Origin of the sequence: Nocardia brasiliensis IFM 10847, assembly GCF_000710915.1 — a bacterium.
GTDB lineage: Bacteria > Actinomycetota > Actinomycetes > Mycobacteriales > Mycobacteriaceae > Nocardia > Nocardia brasiliensis_A.
In genome coordinates, this window is the sequence record NZ_BAUA01000160.1 from 1 (window position 1) to 20769 (window position 20769).

Annotated in this window: 2 protein-coding genes; both read left to right on the forward strand. The window is 69.6% G+C overall.

Going from position 1 to position 20769, the window contains the following annotated elements:
* A partial coding sequence (locus NBRGI_RS31085; RefSeq protein ID WP_036561626.1) for an amino acid adenylation domain-containing protein occupies positions 1–5041 on the forward strand: 5041 nt, incomplete at its 5' end.
* 276 nt (positions 5042–5317) lie between these two features.
* Entirely contained in the window at positions 5318–20713 is a 15396-nt protein-coding gene (locus tag NBRGI_RS44445; RefSeq protein WP_370627871.1) for an amino acid adenylation domain-containing protein, read from the forward strand.
* Positions 20714–20769: the final 56 nt, after the last annotated feature.

Genomic DNA, 20769 nt, shown 5'->3' on the forward strand with positions numbered 1-20769 from the left:
CGAATGGGTCACCACGCTGCACGTGGTCCCCTCGATGCTGGATGCGTTGGCCACAAACGATTTCCCGACCTCGCTGTGGCGGGTCCTGGCGATCGGTGAGGCGCTGCCGGGTGCGCTGGCCCAGCGATTCCTGCGCGACTACCCGCGCGTGGAGCTGTTCAACCTGTACGGCCCCACCGAGGCGGCGGTGTCGATCACCAACCATCGGGTCGGTCGCAATGACCAGGTGTCGGTGCCCGTCGGCGGGCCGGAGTGGAACAGCCACGTCTTCGTGCTGGACGCGCGGCTGCGGCCGGTGCCGGTAGGCGTGTCCGGTGAGTTGTATCTGGCTGGTGCGCAGTTGGCGCGGGGTTACTTCGGTCGCCCGGATCTGACCGCGGAGCGGTTCGTGGCCAACCCGTTCGAGCCGGGCGTACGGATGTATCGCACCGGCGATCTGGCGGCCTGGAATGCCGCGGGCGAGCTGGAATACCGGGGGCGCACCGACTTCCAGGTGAAGATCCGTGGTTTCCGGATCGAACTCGGTGAGATCGAAGCCGCGCTGCTGGCTTTGCCGCAGATCGCCCAGGCCGCGGTCCTCGCGAAATCCGATCCGAAGACCGGTGACCGGTTGGTGGCCTACCTGGTGCCTGCCGACGGTGACATCGAGGTGGCGCAGGTGAAATCCGCGCTCGGCACCGAACTGCCGTCGTACATGGTGCCTTCGGCGTTCGTTCTGCTCGACGCCCTGCCGCTCAACGCGAACGGCAAGCTCGACCGGAAAGCCTTGCCGGAGCCCGAATTCGAGGCACAAGCCTTCCGCGCGCCGTCGACCCCGGTCGAGGAGATCGTGGCGACGGTGTACGCCGAGGTGCTCGGGGTCGAGCAGGTCGGCGCGGACGACGATTTCTTCGGTCTCGGCGGCAATTCCCTGCTGGCGACCCAGGTCGCGGCTCGGCTCGGCGCGGCACTGGATGCCCGGGTGCCCGTGCGCACCTTGTTCGAGGCGTCCACCGTCGCCGGACTCGCGGCCAAGGTCGCACAGCACGCGGGCAGCGGCGGTCGCAAGGCGCTGGTGGCAGGTCCGCGTCCGGAACAGATTCCGCTGTCGCTGGCGCAGCAGCGGATGTGGTTCCTCAACCAGTTCGACACCGCATCCTCGGTGTACAACATCCCGGCCGCGATTCGGCTGGCCGGCGACCTCGACGTCGCCGCGCTGGGCGCGGCGGTGACCGATCTGGTCGCCCGGCACGAGATCCTGCGCACCACCTATCCGCAATCCGGACTCGGCCCGGTGCAGTCCATCGCCGCGGTACCGGACGCCATGGTGGACCTCGCGCCGGTGCGGATCAGCGGGGCGGAGGTCGACGACGCCGTATACCGGGTCGTCGCAACGGGTTTCGACGTCACCACCGAGGTGCCGTTCCGGGCCCGGCTGTTCCAGGTCGACGACGCCGAGTACGTGCTGGTCTTCGTGGCCCACCACATCAGCGCAGACGGCTGGTCGATGGGCCCGCTCACCCGGGACCTGATGCTGGCCTACGTCGCCCGCACCGGCGGCGCGGCCCCCACCTGGGCGCCGCTGCCGGTCCAGTACGCGGACTACAGCATCTGGCAGCGCGAAGTCCTCGGCGCCGAGGACGATCCGAAGAGCGTGATCGCGCAGCAGGCCGAGTACTGGCGCGGTGCGCTGGCGGCCCTGCCGGACGAACTGGCGCTGCCCGCCGACCGGCCGCGGCCCGCGGTCGCGTCCTATCGCGGGGCGACCCTCGATTTCGAGATCGACGCCGAGTTGCACGCCGCGCTGGACCAGCTGGCCCAGCAGCACAATTCGACGCTGTTCATGGTGGTGCACGCGGCGCTCGCGGTGCTGCTGGCCCGATTGTCCGGCAGCACCGACATCGCGATCGGCACGCCGGTCGCGGGCCGCGGCGAAGCCGAACTCGACGACCTGATCGGCATGTTCGTCAACACGCTGGTGCTGCGCAACGAGATCGCGCCGGGTACGACTTTCGAGGCGTTGCTCGCCGCGGTGCGTGACACCGATGTCGCGGCCTTCGGACACGCGGACCTGCCCTTCGAGCGGTTGGTCGAATTGCTCGATCCGGTCCGCTCGGCGGCTCGGCATCCGCTGTTCCAAGTCATGCTGGTGTTCCAGAACCTAGCCGAGTCTGCGCTGGAGCTACCCGGACTCACCGTGGCGGGCATCGATCCGCAGGTGACCCCCGCCAAGTTCGATCTCCAACTCACCGTCGCGGAACGGCCGGAGCGGCAGGGCATCTCGGCGGTCCTGACCTATGCCACCGACCTGTTCGACGCGTCGACCGTGCAGAACTTCGCGGATCGATTCCAGCGCGTCTTGACCGCGGTCGCCGCCGATGCGGCGGTGGTGGTCGGTGATATCGACGTGCTGGCGGCGGGCGAGCGCGAACTCGTACTCTCGGAGTGGAATTCGCTCGGTGCCTGGGTACCGGGGGCCACGCTGCCAGACCTCGTCGCCGAGCAGGCGTGGCGTCGCCCCGACGCCGTCGCGATCCGCTGCGGCGCTCGAGCGCTCACGTTCGGGGAGTTGCAGTCCCGCGCCAACCAGGTGGCCAGGGCGCTCATCGCGCAGGGCGCAGGCCCGGAAACGCTGGTGGCCGTGGCCATGTCGCGCACCGAGGAGCTGCCGGTGGCGCTGCTCGGAGTGCTCGCGACCGGTGCCGCGTACCTGCCGATCGATGCCGCCTACCCGGCGCAACGACTGGAGTTCATGCTCACCGATGCCGCGCCGGTCTGTGTGCTGACCACGGCGGACGAGCGGGACTCGGTGCCCACCGGGGAACTGCCGGTGGTATTGCTCGACGAGACAACCACATTCGCCGACGCACCAATTCTCGAGGCCGAGCGGCTCGCGCCGCTGCACCCGGACAACCTGGCCTACGTGATCTACACCTCGGGTTCGACCGGTGTGCCGAAGGGCGTCGGTGTCGCGCACCGCAATGTCGTCGAACTGTTCGCGAACACGCAGCCGCTCTTCCGGTTCGACGAGAACGATGTGTGGACGCTGTTCCACTCGTTCGCGTTCGACTTCTCGGTCTGGGAGCTGTGGTGCGCGCTGGCGCACGGCGGTTCGGTCGTGGTGGTCGATTACCTGACCTCCCGGTCGCCGGAGCAGTTCCGCGAGTTGCTTGTTCGCGAACGGGTGACCGTGCTGAACCAGACCCCGTCGGCGTTCTACCAATTGGTCGAGGCGGATCGGGCCGCCGAACCCGCGGAGCTCGCGCTGCGGTATGTGATCTTCGGCGGCGAGGCACTGGATCTGCGCAAGTTGCAGCCCTGGTACGAACGTCACGGTGCGGCAACCCGTCTGGTGAACATGTACGGCATCACCGAGACCACGGTGCACGTGTCGTTCCTGCCGCTCGGCGAGAGCGATGTGCGCGACGCGGCCAGCGTGATCGGCCGGGCCATCCCCGGCCTGGACGCCTACGTGCTCGATCCGCGGTTGCATCCCGCGCCGTTGGAGGTGCCGGGCGAGATCCATGTCGTCGGCGCGCAGCTGTCGCGCGGCTACCTCGGCAGGCCCGGCCTGACCGCGACCCGGTTCGTCGCGAATCCGTTCGGCGCACCCGGTTCCCGGATGTATCGAACCGGTGATGTCGGCCGGTGGCGCGACTGCGGCGACAAGGCCCAGCTCGAATACGCCGGGCGCAGCGACCAGCAGGTGCAGCTGCGTGGCTTCCGCATCGAACTAGGTGAGATCGAAGCGGCGCTGCTGCGCTGCGACGGTGTGCGCCAGGCCGTCACGGTGGTTCGCTCGGACGCGCACGGGGAGCGACTGATCGGCTATGTCGTCGGCGCTGAGCCAGGGGCAATTGATCCGGTGACCGTGCGTTCCGAGGTGGCCCGGTTCCTGACCGGGTACATGGTGCCGGACGCGATCGTCGTGCTCGACGCGCTGCCGCTCACACCCAACGGCAAGTTGGACCGAAAGGCGCTGCCCGCACCGGAATTCACCGGCGTCGCCGAGTACCGGGCGCCCGAGTCGGCACTGGAGCAGACGGTGGCGCAGGTGTTCGCCGAACTGCTCGGCGCGCCCGCCGTCGGCCTCGACGACGACTTCTTCACCCTCGGTGGCAACTCGTTGCTCGCCGCGCAGGCGGTCGGCCGGCTGCGCGAAGTCACCGGCGGCTCGGTGAGCGTGCAGTGGTTCTTCACCGACGCCACAGTGGCCGGGCTGGCCGCGCGGATCGAGGCCGGGGCGGCGGGGGAGATCGACGCCAACGCCGCGCTGAACGTGCTGCTGCCGATCCGCACCGGCGGCACCGAGACGCCGCTGTTCTGCCTGCACCCGATGTACGGGCTGGCCTGGACCTACGTCGGGTTCACCCGGTACCTGCCCGCCGCACAGCCGATCTACGGCGTGCAGTCCCCGGCGCTGTCCGAGGACGGCGCGCTGCCGGAGTCGATCACCGCGCTGGCCCGTCGCTACGTGGCCGAGATCAGGGCGGTGCAGCCGGAGGGCCCGTACCGGCTGCTCGGCTGGTCGCTCGGCGGCGTGCTGGCCCACGCGATCGCGACCGCACTGCAGGCCGCGGGCCAGCGGGTCGAACTGCTGGCCATGATGGACAGCCACCCGAATCCCGATGTCGTCGGCTTCCGGACGGCACTGCGGGGCGCGCTCACCGAACTCGGGTTCGGCGCGGACCTCGTCGCGGCCCAGGGCGATGTCTACGACCTGAGCGATCAGGCGCTGGCCGCGCTGCACGCGATGATCCCGCCGGAGTTGGTCGCCATCACCCCGGAACGGTTGCGCAGTATCTACCGCAGCGCGGTCCGTTCGGCCGAGCTCATCGCCGAGCATCGGCCCGGGGTGTTCCACGGCACACTCCAGTACTTCAGTGCCGCGGTCACCGATCCCACGGATGTGCTTCGCGCCACTGCGGGCGACTGGACCGAATTCGTCTCGGGAGAGGTGGTCGATCGGCCGATCGGGGTGACCCACGCGCTCATGACCTCGTCGGAAGCGCTCGCCGAGATAGGCCCTCAGCTGGCTGTTCTGCTCGGTCGCCGGGCCTGACGATGCCCTGCCGACGCGCGCGACACCATTCTCGCGTCGGCAGGGAATAATCGTTCCGGGCGCTCGTTTCCCGTGGTTCGTCGCTACCCTTTTCCCGGGGTCGCACCGGGCTGTGTTCGGCGTGGGCCGGTTCCTTCGGTAACGATGGGCGGGCACGCGTTCGATGATCATGGGGGCGGGGGCCAGCTAGGCGGAAATGCGGCGACAACAGGCAGGGTGAGGCATCTTCATGGTTCGGTCGGTCGGGCAGCGAAGTGACGAGACCCGTGCAGCGGTGTGCGCATGACCCGCCCGGCACGCGTTCGACCGACTCGGACCAGGCGCCCGCGCGTCACCACCCTGCCGCAGCTGTTGGCGACCGCCGTCGAAGCCAACCCGAGCGGCCTCGGCGTCACCTACGCCGACGCCACCGGCGTCCTGGCCGAACTGAGTTACGCCGAGCTCGATGAGCGGTCGACGCGGCTGGCTCGCCTGCTGATCGAGCGCGGCATCGGCCCCGAGGACCTGGTCGCCGTCGGCATTCCCCGCTCGATCGACTCCGTGGTCGCGGTCTGGGCGGTGGCCAAGACCGGCGCCGGCTTCCTCCCGGTGGACCCGAACTATCCGGCCGACCGCGTCGAGCACATGGTCGTCGACTCCGGCGCCGTCTTCGGCCTCACGGTCGCGGGCGTGCGCGCCGATCTGCCCGACCGGGTCGATTGGCTGCCCATCGATACCGCCGAGTGCGCCCGGCGGCTGGAGGAGTTCCCGGCCGACCCGGTGACTTACGTCGATCGGGTGCGGCCGCTGCGCGCCGAACATCCGGCCTACGTCATCTACACCTCCGGCTCCACCGGTAAGCCGAAGGGCGTGGTCGTCACGCAGGCCGGTCTGTCGAGTTTCTGCGATGAGCAGCGCGAGCGGTACCAGGTGACGAGTGCTTCGCGGACACTGCATTTCGCGTCGCCGTCGTTCGACGCGTCGGTGTTGGAACTGCTCCTCGCGGTGGGTGGTGCGGCGACGATGGTGATCGCGGCGCCGACGGTGTTCGGTGGCGAGGAACTGGCCGTTCTGCTGCGCCGCACCGGGGTGACACATGCGTTCATCACGCCCGCCGCGCTGGCCTCCGTCGAACCGGCCGGGCTGGACGAATTGCGCGTAGTGGTCGCGGGTGGCGAGGCCTGCCCGCCGGAGTTGGTGCGGCGCTGGGTGATACCGGTGGCAGGCAGCCGGGCTCGGGAATTCTTCAACGGGTACGGACCGACCGAGACCACGATCATGACGAATATCAGTGCGCCGCTGGTGCCGGACGCGCCGATCACCATCGGCGGGCCGATCCGGGCCGTCACCGAGTACGTACTGGACGAGCGGCTGGTGCCGGTGCCCGTCGGCACTGTCGGCGAGCTGTACATCACGGGCGCGCAATTGGCGCGCGGCTACCACGACCGTCCGGCGCTGACGGCCGCTCGGTTCGTCGCGAATCCGTTCGATGCCAGCGGTTCCCGGCTGTACCGCACCGGCGATCTGGTGGTCTGGAACGACCGGAACGAGCTGGAATACCGGGGCCGCAACGACTTCCAGGTGAAGATTCGCGGCTTCCGGATCGAACTCGGCGAGATCGACGCGGTGCTCGCCGCGCACGAGACGGTCGACTTCGCGGTCACCGTCGGACACGACCTGGACACCGGCGCCACGATTCTCGTCTCCTATGTGCATGCCGCGCCCGGAAACGCCGCGGACGCCGCCGAGCTGGCCGCGTTCGCCGAGCAGAGCCTGCCCGCGCACATGGTGCCGACGGTGGTCATGGTGCTCGACACCATCCCGTTGACCCCGGTCGGCAAGCTGGATCGGGCCGCGCTGCCCGCACCGCGCTTGCAGACCAAGATCTTCCGCGCGCCCGTTGGGCCGTTGGAAGAACTGGTCTCGGATGTGTTCGCGGAGGTGCTCGGTCCCGGTGCGCCGGTCGGCGCCGACGACGACTTCTTCGAGCTCGGCGGCAATTCACTGATCGCGACGCAGGTGGCGGCCCGGCTCGGCACGGCGCTGTCGGCCCGGGTGCCCGCCCGGTTGATCTTCGAAACCCCTACGGTGGCAGGCCTGGCCGAGCGGTTGGAGCCGTTGAAGGGCGCCGAGGACCGGCGCGCGCTGGCCCCGATGGAACGACCCGAACACATCCCGCTGTCGCTGGCGCAGCAGCGGATGTGGTTCCTGAACCAGTTCGATCCGGCCTCGGCGGCGAACAACATTCCGTTCGCGATCCGGCTCACCGGCGCGCTGGACATCGGCGCGCTACAGGCCGCGATCACCGACGTGATCGAGCGGCACGAGACGCTGCGCACCGTGTACCCGGCCATCGACGGCACCGGCTACCAGGTGATTCTGCCTGTCGCGGAGGCGGTTGCGGACCTGGCGCCGAAGCCGCTCGCCGAATCCGAACTGGCCGACTGGCTGCGCGAGTTCGCCCTGCGTGGTTTCGACGTCGCCACCGAGGTGCCGCTGCGCCTCGCGCTCGCCGAGCTGTCCGCGAATGAGCACGTGGTCGTGGTGGTGGTGCACCACATCGCCGCGGACGGCGCGTCGGTCGCCCCGTTCCTGCGTGATCTGCTGGGCGCGTTCCTGTCCCGGCGCAACGGCGCGCCGCCCGCGCTGCCGCCGTTGCCGGTGCAGTACGCCGATTACACGCTGTGGCAGCGCGAGGTGCTCGGCGACGAGCGCGATCCGGATTCGGTGGCGGCCGCGCAGATCGCCTACTGGCGCGACGCGTTGGCGGGCATCCCGGACCGCATCGATCTGCCCGCGGACCGCCCGCGTCCGGTTGTCGCCTCCGGCGCGGGCGCGGAGTACACCTTCGAAGTGAGCGCCGCGGTACACCGCGGACTCACCGAACTCGCCCAGCACGCGGGCGCTTCGGAATTCATGGTGGTGCACACCGCGTTCGCGGCTTTGCTGGCCCGGCTGACCGGGACCGCCGACATCACCATCGGCACACCGGTCGCGGGCCGGGGCGAGCGCGAACTCGACGGCCTCATCGGCATGTTCGTCAACACCCTCGTGCTGCGCACACAGATCGATCCCGGCGCCTCGTTCACCGACTTGCTCGCGGCGACGAAAGAGACCGACCTCGCGGCGTTCTCGCACGCCGAATTGCCGTTCGAGCGGTTGGTCGAGGTGCTCGATCCGGTGCGCTCGCAGGCGCATCACCCGCTGTTCCAGGTGGCGCTGTTCTTCCAGAACATGAACAAGGCGCAGGTCGAACTGCCCGGATTGTCCGCGCAAGCGGTCGAATTCGACGGTGCGGTGGCCAAGTTCGATCTGCAGCTGACCGTGGTGCCCAAGACCGAGTCCGGCTTCTCGGCCCAGTTCACCTACGCCACCGACCTGTTCGACGAGGCGACGATCGCGCAATTCGCGCATCGTTTGGACCGGCTGCTCGCCGCGGTCGTGACAAAGCCGGAACGGGCCGTCGGCGACATCGACCTGCTGGATCCCGCCGAGCGCGAGCGCATCCTGTACGGCTGGAACGAGACCAGGCATGCGGTGGCGCCGGAGCTGCTGCTCGACGGCTACCGCCGGACCGTCGCGGCGCGCCCGTCCGCCACCGCGCTGGTCTACGAAGGCGCTGCTTCGAGCTATCGCGAATTCGATGATCGGGTCAACCGCCTCGCCCGGCTGCTGATCGACCGAGGTGTCGGCGCGGAATCGTTGGTGGGGCTCGCGATTCGGCGATCCGTGGACCTCGTCGTCGGCATGTACGCGATCGTGACGGCGGGCGGCGCGTACGTGCCGCTGGATCCGGACCATCCGGCCGAGCGGATCGCGCATATCCTCGACACCGCCCAGCCCGCCTGCGTGCTGACCACCGCGGCGGATGCGATCCAGGTGCCGGACGGCATCGAGGTGCTGCGGCTGGACGAGATCGACACCGCGGCCTTCGACGGCAGTCCGGTGCGCCCGGACGAATTGCGCCGCGCGGTGCTGCCGCAGCACCCCGCCTACGTCATCTTCACTTCCGGTTCGACGGGACGGCCGAAAGGCGTCGCCGTCTCGCACGCGGCGATCCACAACCAGATCGACTGGATGCTGGCGCAGTACCCGCTCGGCCCCGACGATGTGTACCTGCAGAAGACGGCGACCACGTTCGACGTGTCGCTGTGGGGCTTCTTCATGCCGCTGCGGGCCGGCGCCACCCTGGTGGTCGCCACCCACGACGGCCATCGCGATCCCGCCTACGTCGCGGAAACCATTGCCGCGCAACGAGTGACGGTCACCGACTTCGTGCCCTCGATGCTGACCGTCTTCGCCGCGCACGCGGCCGCCGACGCGGGGCCGACGCTGCGCGAGGTCTTCGTGATCGGCGAGGCGCTGCCCCCGGAGACCGTCGCCGCCTTCGGCGCGGTGTCGCAGGCGCAGTTGCACAATCTCTACGGGCCGACCGAGGCCGCGGTGTCGGTGACCTACTGGCCCGCCGACGGCTCGGACAGCCGCTCGGTGCCGATCGGCTTGCCGCAGTGGAACACCCAGGTCTACGTGCTCGACGCCCGGCTGCGCCCGGTGCCCGCGGGTGTACCCGGCGAGCTGTACCTCGCAGGCGATCAGCTGGCGCGCGGCTACGTCCGGCGGCCGGACCTGACCGCGGATCGCTTCCTGGCCAATCCGTTCGGTTTCGGCGAGCGTATGTACCGAACCGGCGACCTGGTGGTGTGGCGGGCGGGCAGCGCGGGCCGGTCGCATCGGCTGGAATACCTCGGCCGCACCGACTTCCAGGTCAAGTTCCGCGGTCAGCGGATCGAGTTGGGTGAGATCGAAACGGCGTTGCTGGCACAGCCTTCGGTGAGTCAGGCGGTTGCGTTGGTCAGCCAGTCGACGCTGGGGGACCAGCTGGTGGCCTACGCGGTACCCGCGCCCGGCGCGTCCGTGGAACCGCCGGTGTTGCTGGCCGCTGTCGCCGAAACCCTTCCGGCATATATGGTTCCGGCCGCGATCGTCGTCCTCGACGAGTTGCCGCTGAACCCGTCCGGCAAGCTCGACCGCAAGGCGTTGCCCGAACCGGCCTTCGCCGCTCGCGAATTCCGTGCTCCCGCGACGCCGGTCGAAGAGATCGTCGCCGAGGTGTTCGGCGAGGTGCTCGGCCTGAGCCGGGTCGGGGTCGACGACGATTTCTTCGCTCTCGGCGGCAATTCGCTGATCGCCACCCAAGTCGTCGCGCGGCTCGGCGCCGCGGTCGATGCCCGGGTGCCGGTGCGCACGCTGTTCGAGACGCCGACGGTGCAGGCGCTGGCCGCCGCGATCGAGTCGCAGACCCATGCCGCGCGCGGCATCCCGCTGGGCAGCATCGAGCGTCCGGCGGAACTGCCGCTGTCGCTGGCGCAGCGGCGGATGTGGTTCCTCAACCGTTTCGATCAGTCCGATGACGGGTCGGTCGGCTCCGCCGCCTACAACCTGCCGTTCGCCCTGCGGTTGACCGGGGCGCTGGATGTCGAGGCGCTGGGTGCCGCGCTCGAGGATGTGGTGGGCCGGCACGAGGTGCTGCGCACTGTGTACCCGGAGACCTCCGACGGTCCGGTGCAGGTGGTGCTGCCCGCGAGCCGGGTGGCCCTCGATGTCGCCGCGCGTCCGGTGACCGCGGCAGCGGTACCGGCCGAGGTGTATGCCCTGGCGTCCACTCCGTTCGATGTCACCGGTGAAGTGCCGCTGCGGGTCCGGCTGCTCGAGATCACCGACAGTGCCAGCGAATCCGACCATGTGCTCGCGGTGGTGGTGCATCACATCGCTGCGGACGCGTCCTCCATGGGTCCGCTGGTGCGTGACGTGATGGTCGCCTATGCCGCGCGGAGCGCGGGTGAGGCGCCGGGTTGGGCTCCGTTGCCGGTGCAGTACGCGGATTACGCGTTGTGGCAGCGTGCGGTGCTGGGTGCTGAGTCCGATGCGGAATCGATTGCGGCGCAACAGATCGACTTCTGGCGAACGCAACTGTCCGGATTGCCGGACCTGCTCGAGTTGCCGACGGACCGATCGCGTCCGGCGATCGCGTCGATGGCTGGTGCGCGGGTCGATGTGCGGGTCGATGCGGCTACTCATGCCGGTTTGGTGGAGTTGGGCCGGGCCCACGGTGCGACGTTGTTCATGGTGGTGCACACGGCGCTCGCGGTGTTGCTCGCCCGGTTGTCCGGTACGGGGGACATCGCGATCGGCACGCCGGTGGCGGGTCGCGGTGAGCGTGAACTCGATGATCTGATCGGCATGTTCGTCAACACCGTCGTGTTCCGCAGCACCGTGGACGGCGCAGAATCGTTCACCGATCTGCTCGCGCGCCAGCGCGACACCGATCTGCAGGCGTTCGCGCACGCGGATATTCCGTTCGAGCGTTTGGTGGAGGTGCTGAATCCGCCGCGTTCGACGGCGCATCATCCGCTGTTCCAGGTGGGCTTGTCGTTCCAGAACATCGCGCACACCGCACTCGAATTGCCGGGCCTCACGGTGGCCGGCGTCGATGCCGATCTCGACGTATCGCAGTTCGATCTGCATCTGATCGTGGGCGACAGCTACGACGAATCCGGTGCGCCCACCGGCATCGGCGGCTTCTTCACCTATGCCACCGATCTTTTCGACGCCGCCACGGTGCAGGGCTTCGCGGCACGATTGACGCAGGTCCTGGCCGCGGTGGTCGCCGACGCGGGCACGCCGGTCGGCGACATCGACATTCTTGTTCCCGGGGAACAGCATTCGGTGCTGTCGGCATGGAACGATACGGCGCACCGGATCGATCCGGCCGCCACGTTGCCGTCGTTCCTGCGCCGGTCGGTACTGGCCGCCGCACCGGAGGCGGTCGCCGTGGTCGCCGACCTGCCCGATGGCTCGCGGCACGAGCTGACCTATGTCGAACTCGACACGCGCGTGAATCGGCTTGCCCGATACCTGATCTCGCGCGGCGTCGGACCGGAGTCCCGAGTGGCGCTGGCTTTGCGGCGATCGGTGGACCTGGTCGTCGCGATGTACGCGGTCGCCAAAGCCGGTGGCGCGTATGTGCCGGTCGACCCGGACCAGGCCGCCGAGCGCACGGACTACATTCTGGCGACGGCCGCGCCGGTCTGCGTGCTGACCAATGCCGACGCCGAATTCGACACCGCCGCCGCACCGGTCGTGCGACTCGACGACCTGGTGCTGAGTTCGTTCGCCAGCGGACCGCTCGCGGACGCCGAGCGGGTCGCGCCGCTGCGGCCCGAGCATACCGCGTACGTGATCTTCACGTCGGGCTCGACCGGCAGGCCGAAGGGCGTCGCCGTGTCGCACGCCGCGATCGCCAACCAATTGCAGTGGAAGGTCGCCGAATTCGGTCTGTCCGGGCACGACGCCGTGCTGCTCAAGACGGCCGCGACGTTCGACCTCTCGGTGTGGGAGTTCTGGTCGGCGGTGGTCTGCGCGGGCAAGCTGGTGATCGCCGCGCCCGATGGACACCGTGACCCCGCCTATCTCAACGACTTGATCATCCGGGAGGCGGTGACGACGCTGCACGTCGTCCCGTCCATGCTGGACGCGCTCCTGGTGCATACCAGCACGGCGGCCTCGGCTCAGCCCTTGCCGCTGACCCGGGTGCTCGCCATCGGCGAGGCCCTGCCCGCCGCGCTGGCACAACGCTTCCTGGCCGCGCAGCCCGAGGTGGCGCTGTACAACCTGTACGGGCCGACCGAGGCCGCGGTGTCGATCACCCGGCATCGGGTCACCGAGGCCGACCAGGCCGTCGTGCCCATCGGCACACCGGAGTGGAACAGCCGGGCCTACGTGCTCGACAGCAGGCTCCGTCCGGTACCGGTCGGCGTCTCCGGTGAGCTGTACTTGGCCGGTGCGCAATTGGCGCGTGGCTATTTCGGCCGGGCGGATCTGACGGCGGATCGGTTCGTGGCCAACCCGTTCGAGCCCGGTGCGCGGATGTATCGCACCGGCGATCTGGTGGCTCGGCGCACCGGGGGCGAGCTGGAATATCAGGGGCGCACCGACTTTCAAGTGAAGGTCCGTGGCTTCCGGATCGAACTAGGTGAGATCGAGGCCGCGCTGCTGGCGCTGCCCGAGATCGCGCAGGCTGCGGTGCTCGCCAGATCCGACGCCAAAACGGGCGATCGGCTGGTGGCCTACTTGGTCGCCGCTCAGCCTTCGGCCGCGCCTGCGAACGCCACCTCGTTCGCCGTGCAAGCCGCGTCGTTCGCCGCGCAGGCCGCCGAGGCGGCCGGTGCCGCGCCCGCGGGTCTCGATGTGGCGCAGGTGAAGTCGGCGCTGAGTGTGGGTTTGCCGTCGTACATGGTGCCGTCGGCGTTCGTGGTTTTGGATCGTTTGCCGTTGAATGTGAACGGTAAGTTGGATCGCAAGGCGTTGCCGGAGCCGGAGTTCGAGGCGCAGGTGTTCCGTGCGCCGTCGACGCCGATCGAGGAGATCGTGGCTGGGGTGTATGCCGAGGTGCTCGGTGTCGAACGGGTCGGCGCGGACGACGATTTCTTCGCTCTGGGCGGTAATTCGTTGCTGGCGACCCAGGTCGCGGCGCGTATCGGTGCGGCGCTGGATTCCCGGGTACCGGTGCGCGCGCTGTTCGAGGCCGCCACCGTCGCGGGACTCGCGATCAAGGTGGAGCACCTCGCGGGCGAGCGCACCCGCACGCCGCTCGTCGCGCAGCCACGGCCCGACCATATTCCGCTGTCCTTCGCCCAGCAGCGGATGTGGTTCCTCAACCAGTTCGACACCGCCGCGGCCGTTTACAACATCCCGGTGGCCATCCGGCTGTCGGGCGACCTGGATGTCGACGCGTTGCAGCAGGCCGTCACCGACCTGGTCGCCCGGCACGAGATCATGCGCACCGTCTACCCTGAGACGCTGGACGGCCCGCAGCAGCGCATCCTCGCGCCGCACGAGGTGCTGGTCGACCTGGCGCCCGCCCAGATCGGCGAGGAGCGGGTCGCGCACGAGGTGCAGCGCATCGTCGCCGCCGGTTTCGACGTCACCATGGAGGTGCCGTTCCGCGCCAGGCTGTTCCAGCTCGCGGGCAGCGAGTACGTCCTGGTGTTCGTCGCGCATCACATCAGTGCCGACGGCTGGTCGATGGGTCCGTTGACGCGAGATCTGATGCTGGCCTACGCCGCCCGCAGCGGGGGCGAGGCGCCGGCCTGGTCGCCGCTGCCGATCCAGTACGCCGACTACGCGCTCTGGCAGCGCACCGTGCTCGGCGCCGACGACGACCCCGATTCCGTCGCGGGCACCCAACTCGCCTATTGGACGACCGAACTCGCCGACCTGCCGGACGAGCTGAATCTGCCGACCGATCGCCCGCGCCCGCCCGCGCAGAGCTTCGCGGGCGGCAAGACCCACTTCGTCGTCGACGCCGACGTGCACGCCGCGCTGGTCGAGGTGGCCAAGCGGCACAACGCCACGCTGTTCATGGTCGTGCACACCGCGCTGGCGGTGTTCCTGGCCCGCCTGTCCGGGACCGAGGACGTCGTGGTCGGCACCCCGATCGCGGGCCGCGGCGAGGCCGAACTCGACGACCTGATCGGCATGTTCGTCAACACCCTGGTGCTGCGCACCCGGGTCGCACCGCAACTCGGGTTCACCGAATTGCTGGCCGCGAACCGGGAAACCGATCTGCGGGCCTTCGCGAACGCGGACACCCCGTTCGAGCGGCTGGTCGAGGTGCTCGATCCGCAGCGTTCCGCCGGGCGGCATCCGCTGTTCCAGGTGGCGCTGTCCTTCGAGAACCTCGCCGCCACCAGCTTCGAGCTGCCCGGGCTGAGTTTCGCCGCGCTCGATCCGGCCGCGGACACCGCCAAATTCGATCTGCTGCTCACCCTGCGCGAGCAGCGCACCGAGGCAGGCGCGGAGGCCGGCCTCGCCGCCGAATTCACTTATGCCCGTGACCTGTTCGACGAGGCGACGGTCACCGATTTCGGACGCCGGTTCCGCCGGATTCTCGCCGCGGTCGCGCAGGATCCCGGTATCGCGGTCGGTGACTTGGAGATCCTGGACGATTCGGAGCGCGCCGACCTGATCTCTCGGGCGGGCGTCGAGGCCGTGCCGCCGCGCACCCTGGCCGAGCTGATGGCCTCGGCGGTGACCCGTAACCCCACCGGTCCCGCCATCGTGGTGCACGGGCGTACCTTCAGCTACGTCGAACTCGACGCCGCCTCTTCGCAATTGGCGCGCTCACTGATCGATCGCGGCGCCGGGCCGGACGTGCTGGTCGCGGTGGCTATCCGGCGTTCGGTCGAATCGGTGCTCGCGCTGTGGGCGGTGGCCAAGACCGGCGCCGCGCTGGTGCCGATCGATCCGACCTATCCGGCCGAGCGCATCGCGCACATGGTCACCGACTCGCAGGCGTATCTCGGCGTGACGCTGACCGCGGAGCTCGGCACGCTGCCCGCGATGGCGGGCGGACGGCCGTGGCTGGTACTCGACGACCGGGACTTCACCTATGACGTCGCGTCCCGCTCCGACCGGCCGATCAGCTTCAGCGAGCGGCACGGCCCGATCCGCAGCAGCAACGCCGCGTACGTGATCTACACCTCCGGCTCCACCGGCCTGCCCAAGGGCGTGGTGGTCACGCACGCGGGCCTGGCCAATTTCAGTGCCGAGCAGGTAGAGCGCTATCAGCTCGACCAGTCCACCCGCGCACTGGCTTTCGCCTCGCCGTCGTTCGACGCCTCGATGCTCGAGCTGCTGCTCGCGCTGGGTTCGGCGGGCGCGCTGGTGGTCGCGCCGCCGCTCACCTTCGGCGGCGCCGAACTGGCGAGCCTGATCCAGGAGGAGCAGGTCACGCACGCCTTCCTCACCCCGTCGGTGCTCGCTTCGCTGGACCCGGACGCCCTGTCCGGCATGCGGGCGATCGTCGCGGGCGGGGAAGCGGTGCCCGCCGATCTGGTGGCCAAGTGGGCGGGCGACGGGCAGCGGAGCTTCCACAACGGCTACGGGCCGACCGAGACCACGATCATGACCAACATCAGCGATGCCTTGCGCCCGGGCGAACCGGTCACCATCGGTGGCCCGATCCGCGGCATGCGTTCGCTGGTGCTCGACAGCAGACTGCGCCCGGTGCCCGAAGGCGTTGCGGGCGAACTGTATCTGGGCGGCATCCAGCTGGCCCGCGGCTACCACGCGCGGCCCGGCCTCACGGCGGCGCGCTTCGTCGCCGACCCGTACGGTGCGCCGGGCGAGCGGCTCTACCGCACCGGCGACGTGGTGCGCTGGCGGCGTGGCAGCGCTGCGCCCGAGGTGGAGTACGTGGGCCGCAACGACTTCCAGGTGAAGGTGCGCGGTTTCCGGATCGAACTCGGCGAGATCGACGCCGCGCTGGCCGGGCAACCGGGTGTCGAATTCGCGGTCACCGTCGGACGCGAATCCGGTTCCGGCGCCACGATGCTCGTGTCCTATGTGCTGCCCGCGCAGGGCGCCACCCTCGACATCGCCGCGCTCACCGAGGAATTGGGCGCGGTCCTGCCGGAATACATGGTGCCGACCGCCATCGTCGAACTCGACGAGATCCCGTTGACGCCGGTCGGCAAACTGGATCGGCGCGCGCTGCCCGAACCTGCGCTGGCGACCGCGGCCTATCGCGCGCCGCAGACCCAGGCGGAACTGGCCATCGCCGAGGTGATCGGCGAGGTGCTCGGCCTCGACCGGGTCGGGCTGGACGACGATTTCTTCGCGCTCGGCGGCGACAGTATCGTCTCCATCCAGGTCGTATCGCGCTGCCGCGCCCGTGGCGTGACCTTCACGCCCCGTGCGGTTTTCGAGTCGCGCACGGTCGTGGCGCTGGCCCGGGTCGCGGTGGTCGAGGACGGTCCGGGCGACGAATCCGGTGACCTGCCGTTGACACCGCACGCGGCCCGGCTGCTCGACGTCGGCGTCGAGGTGCGCGCCATCGCGCTGGACGTGCCGGACAGCTGCGCCGTCGAGGCCGTGCATGCCGCGGTGGGCAAGGTGCTCGACCAGCATCCGATGCTGTGGGTGCGGCTCGATCGCGCGGGCGAGGTCCCTGTGCTGCGCATCCCGCCGGTCGACGAGCGCACCGGCGAGGCGTTCCGCAGGCTGGATCCGCAGCACGGCGAAACGTCGCTGCCGATCGACGACGTGGTGCAGGCCGCCGCCGCGGCGCTGGATCCCGAACACGGACGCAATATCCACTTCGTGCTGACCGGCGGGCCGGAAGGCCGGTCGACGCTGATCGTGGTCGCCAACGGCCTTGTCGTGGACGACATTTCGTGGCGCACCATCGTCGATCAGTTGACCGCCGCGTGGAGCCGGGGCAGGCATGCCGCCCCCGCCGCGCCGGAATCCGGTCTCGGGGTGCTGATCCGGGCATTGTCGACGCGGGCGCATGACCTGCGCACCGTCGGTGAGCTGGGCTGGTGGGAGCGGGCACTGGGGGCTGTGCCCACCGATGCCGACACCGACACCGATCAACTGGATCTGCGGACCCGCAGCCGGGTCTCGCTGGCCATCACCGCCGAGGGCGCCGCCGCGGTGGCTGCCGTCGCGGCGGCCTACCACACCATCGTGGACGACGTGCTGCTCACCGCGGTCGCGCTGGCGTTGCAGACCTCAGCGCAGGAGTCCGTCACGCGCGCCGTCGGTTCGTTGATCCGGCTGTCCGCCGATCAGCGTTGCGCGACCAACGCCGACGAGAGCATGGTCGGCGGCTTCACCACCGAGTACCCGCTGCCGTTGCGGCTCAACAGGATCGATACCGCCGAGGCACTGGTCGGCGGCCCCGCCGCGGGCGCGGCTCTGGCCCAGATCAAGGAATCGCGCCGTGCGGTGCCCTCGCAGGGCGTCGGCTACGGCCTGCTGCGCTATCTCAACGCCGACACCGCGGACGAGCTCGGCGTGCTCGGGCGTGGCCGATTCGCGTTGCGCTATCGGGATCTGCGCCCGGCCCGGGTGCACACCGATATCGCCGCCGACGATCTGCTGCTCGACCTGACCGTCGACGCCACCGACGACGGACTGCTCGCCCGATTCGATTACGCCACTGCGGCGTTCACCGCCGACGAGGTGAAAACCTTTGCCGAGCATTGGATCCGGGCGCTCGGCGGGCTGGCCGAGCACGGCTTGCAGCCGGACGCGGGCGGATTCACGCCGTCGGACTTCGGTCTGGTCCGACTGAGCCAGACCGGCATCGACCGGCTCGCCGCCGCCTACCCGAACCTCACCGACGTATGGCCGGTGACGCCGCTGCAGTCGGGCATGCTGTTCCACGCGCTGCTGGCCGAGTCCTCGATCGACGCCTACACCACCCAGTTCGTGCTCGACCTCGGTGGCGCGGTGGACGCTACCCGGATGCATCGCTGCGCGCAGGCCGTGCTCGACCGGCACGACAACCTGCGCGTCGCCTTCGCCGAGGACGCGGAGGGCAAACCGCTGCAGATCGTGCAGGATTCGCTCGACGTGCCGTGGCGGTTCATCGATCTCGCGCAGGTGGAGCCGGGCGCCGCGGCCGCCGAGCTGGACCGGATCAAGGCGGCCGACCTCGCGGACCACTTCGATATGCGGACCGCCCCGCTGCTGCGCTTCGCGCTGATCCGCTCGGCGGCCGACAGCTACCACCTGCTGGTCACCAGCCATCACATCCTGATCGACGGCTGGTCGATGCCGTTGCTGATGAAGGACCTGCTGACGCTGTACGCGCTCGGCGGCAACGCCCGGCACCTGCCCAAGGTGCCGTCGTATCGGAACTATCTCGCCTGGCTGAGCGCGCAGCCCGCCGACGCGGCCCGCGACGCCTGGCGTGCGGCGCTGGCCGGTGTCACCGAGCCGACGCCGCTGGCACCGGTCGACCCCGGGCGCGAGATCTCCGCGGGCGTCGGCGAAGTCGGCTTCGAGCTGGCTCCGGCCGACACCACCGCGCTCACCCGCCTCGCCTCCGGGCTCGGCGTCACGGTGAACACCGTGGTGCAGGCGGCCTGGGGTCTGCTGATCGGGCGCAGTGTCGACCGCGACGACGTGGTCTTCGGCGCCACCGTGTCCGGCCGGCCGCCGCAGCTCGACGGCGTGGAGAGCATGGTCGGCCTGTTCCTCAACGCGATCCCGGTGCGGGTGCGGCTCGGGGCGACCGACACCCTCGGCGGTCTGCTGCGCCAGTTGCAAGCCGAACAGGCCGGACTGCTCGATCACCACTATCTCGGCCTGAGCGATATCCAGGAAACCGTCAGTGTGGAAGGGCTTTTCGACTCCCTGGTGGTGTTCGAGTCCTTCCCCGTCGATCGGGAGGGACTGGAGAAGGCCAGCGCGATCGACGGTATGAATATCACCGGCGTCGGCGCGGTCAACGGGACGCACTATCCGCTGACCGTCATGGTGGTGCTCGACAGCCAACTGCGGGTGTCGGTGAAGTACCTGCGCGACCTGTTCGACGAGGCGACGGCACAGGCACTGGCGCAACGACTTTCGGCCCTGATCCGGCGCTTCGTGACCAACCCGCAGGCCCGCGTCGCCGACATCGACGTGCTGCTCGACGGGGAACGCGCCGAACTGGCCGCCCGCAACGGCACCGACGTGCCGGACCTGCTGGACGAGACCACCCTGCTGGCACTGTTCGACGCGCAGGTGGCGCGGACACCGGACGCGCCCGCGGTGCGCTTCGGCGAGGTCACGCTCACCTATGCCGATCTCGACCTGCGCTCCCGCGCGCTCGCCGCCGAATTGACCCGCTGGGGCGTCGGCGCGGAATCGCTGGTGGCCGTGGCCATGCGGCGAAGCATCGATCTGGTCGTCACGATCTACGGCGTGCTGCGTTCGGGTGCCGGATACCTGCCGATCGACCCGGACCATCCGACCGAGCGCAACGAGTTCGTGCTCGACGCCGCGGCGCCCGCGTGCGTGCTGACCACCACCGGCGACGGGTTCGACACCGATGCCGTGGTGCCGGTCGTCGCGGTCGACACCCTGTACCTTCCGCTGGAGGCGGTGTCGCTCGCGGACCCGCAGATCACGCCGGACAACGTCGCCTACGTCATCTACACCTCGGGCTCCACCGGCCGCCCCAAGGGTGTGATGATCACGCACCGCCAGATGGTGAACCAATTCCGGTGGGCGCAGTGGATCTACCCGCACGACGCTTCGGACGTGGTGCTGCACAAGACGCCGATCACCTTCGACATCTCGACGTGGGAGTTGTTCTGGCCCTTGCAGACCGGCGCCGCGATCGTCGTCGCCGAGCCCGACGGGCATCGCGATCCGGCCTATCTGGCCCGGGTGATCGCCGAATACGGCGTCAGCACGGTGCATTTCGTGCCGTCGATGCTGGACGCGTTCCTGGATCCGGCGCTCACCGGACAGCTTCCGACTTTGCGGCGGGTGTTCGCCGCGGGCGAGGCGCTCACCGGCGAGACCGCGGCGAGCTTCGCCGCCGCCATTCCCGCCGCCCAGCTGATCAACTGGTACGGGCCCGCGGAAGCCACCGTGGTCACCGACTATCCGGTGCAGGACACCGCCGTCGTCGCCGTTCCGATCGGCAACTGTGCCCGGTGCCGCTCGGCGCGGCGGGCGAGCTGTACATCTCGGGCGTGCAGCTGGCCCGCGGCTACCTCGGCGCCCCGGCCCTCACCGCCGAACGGTTCGTCGCGCACGAGGGCGGTACCCGGTTGTATCGCACCGGTGACATCGTGCGCTGGCACGGTGCTGCGCTGGAATACCTGGGCCGCAGCGACTTCCAGGTGAAACTGCGTGGCCAGCGGATCGAGCTCGGCGAGATCGAGACGGTGCTGCTCGGGCAT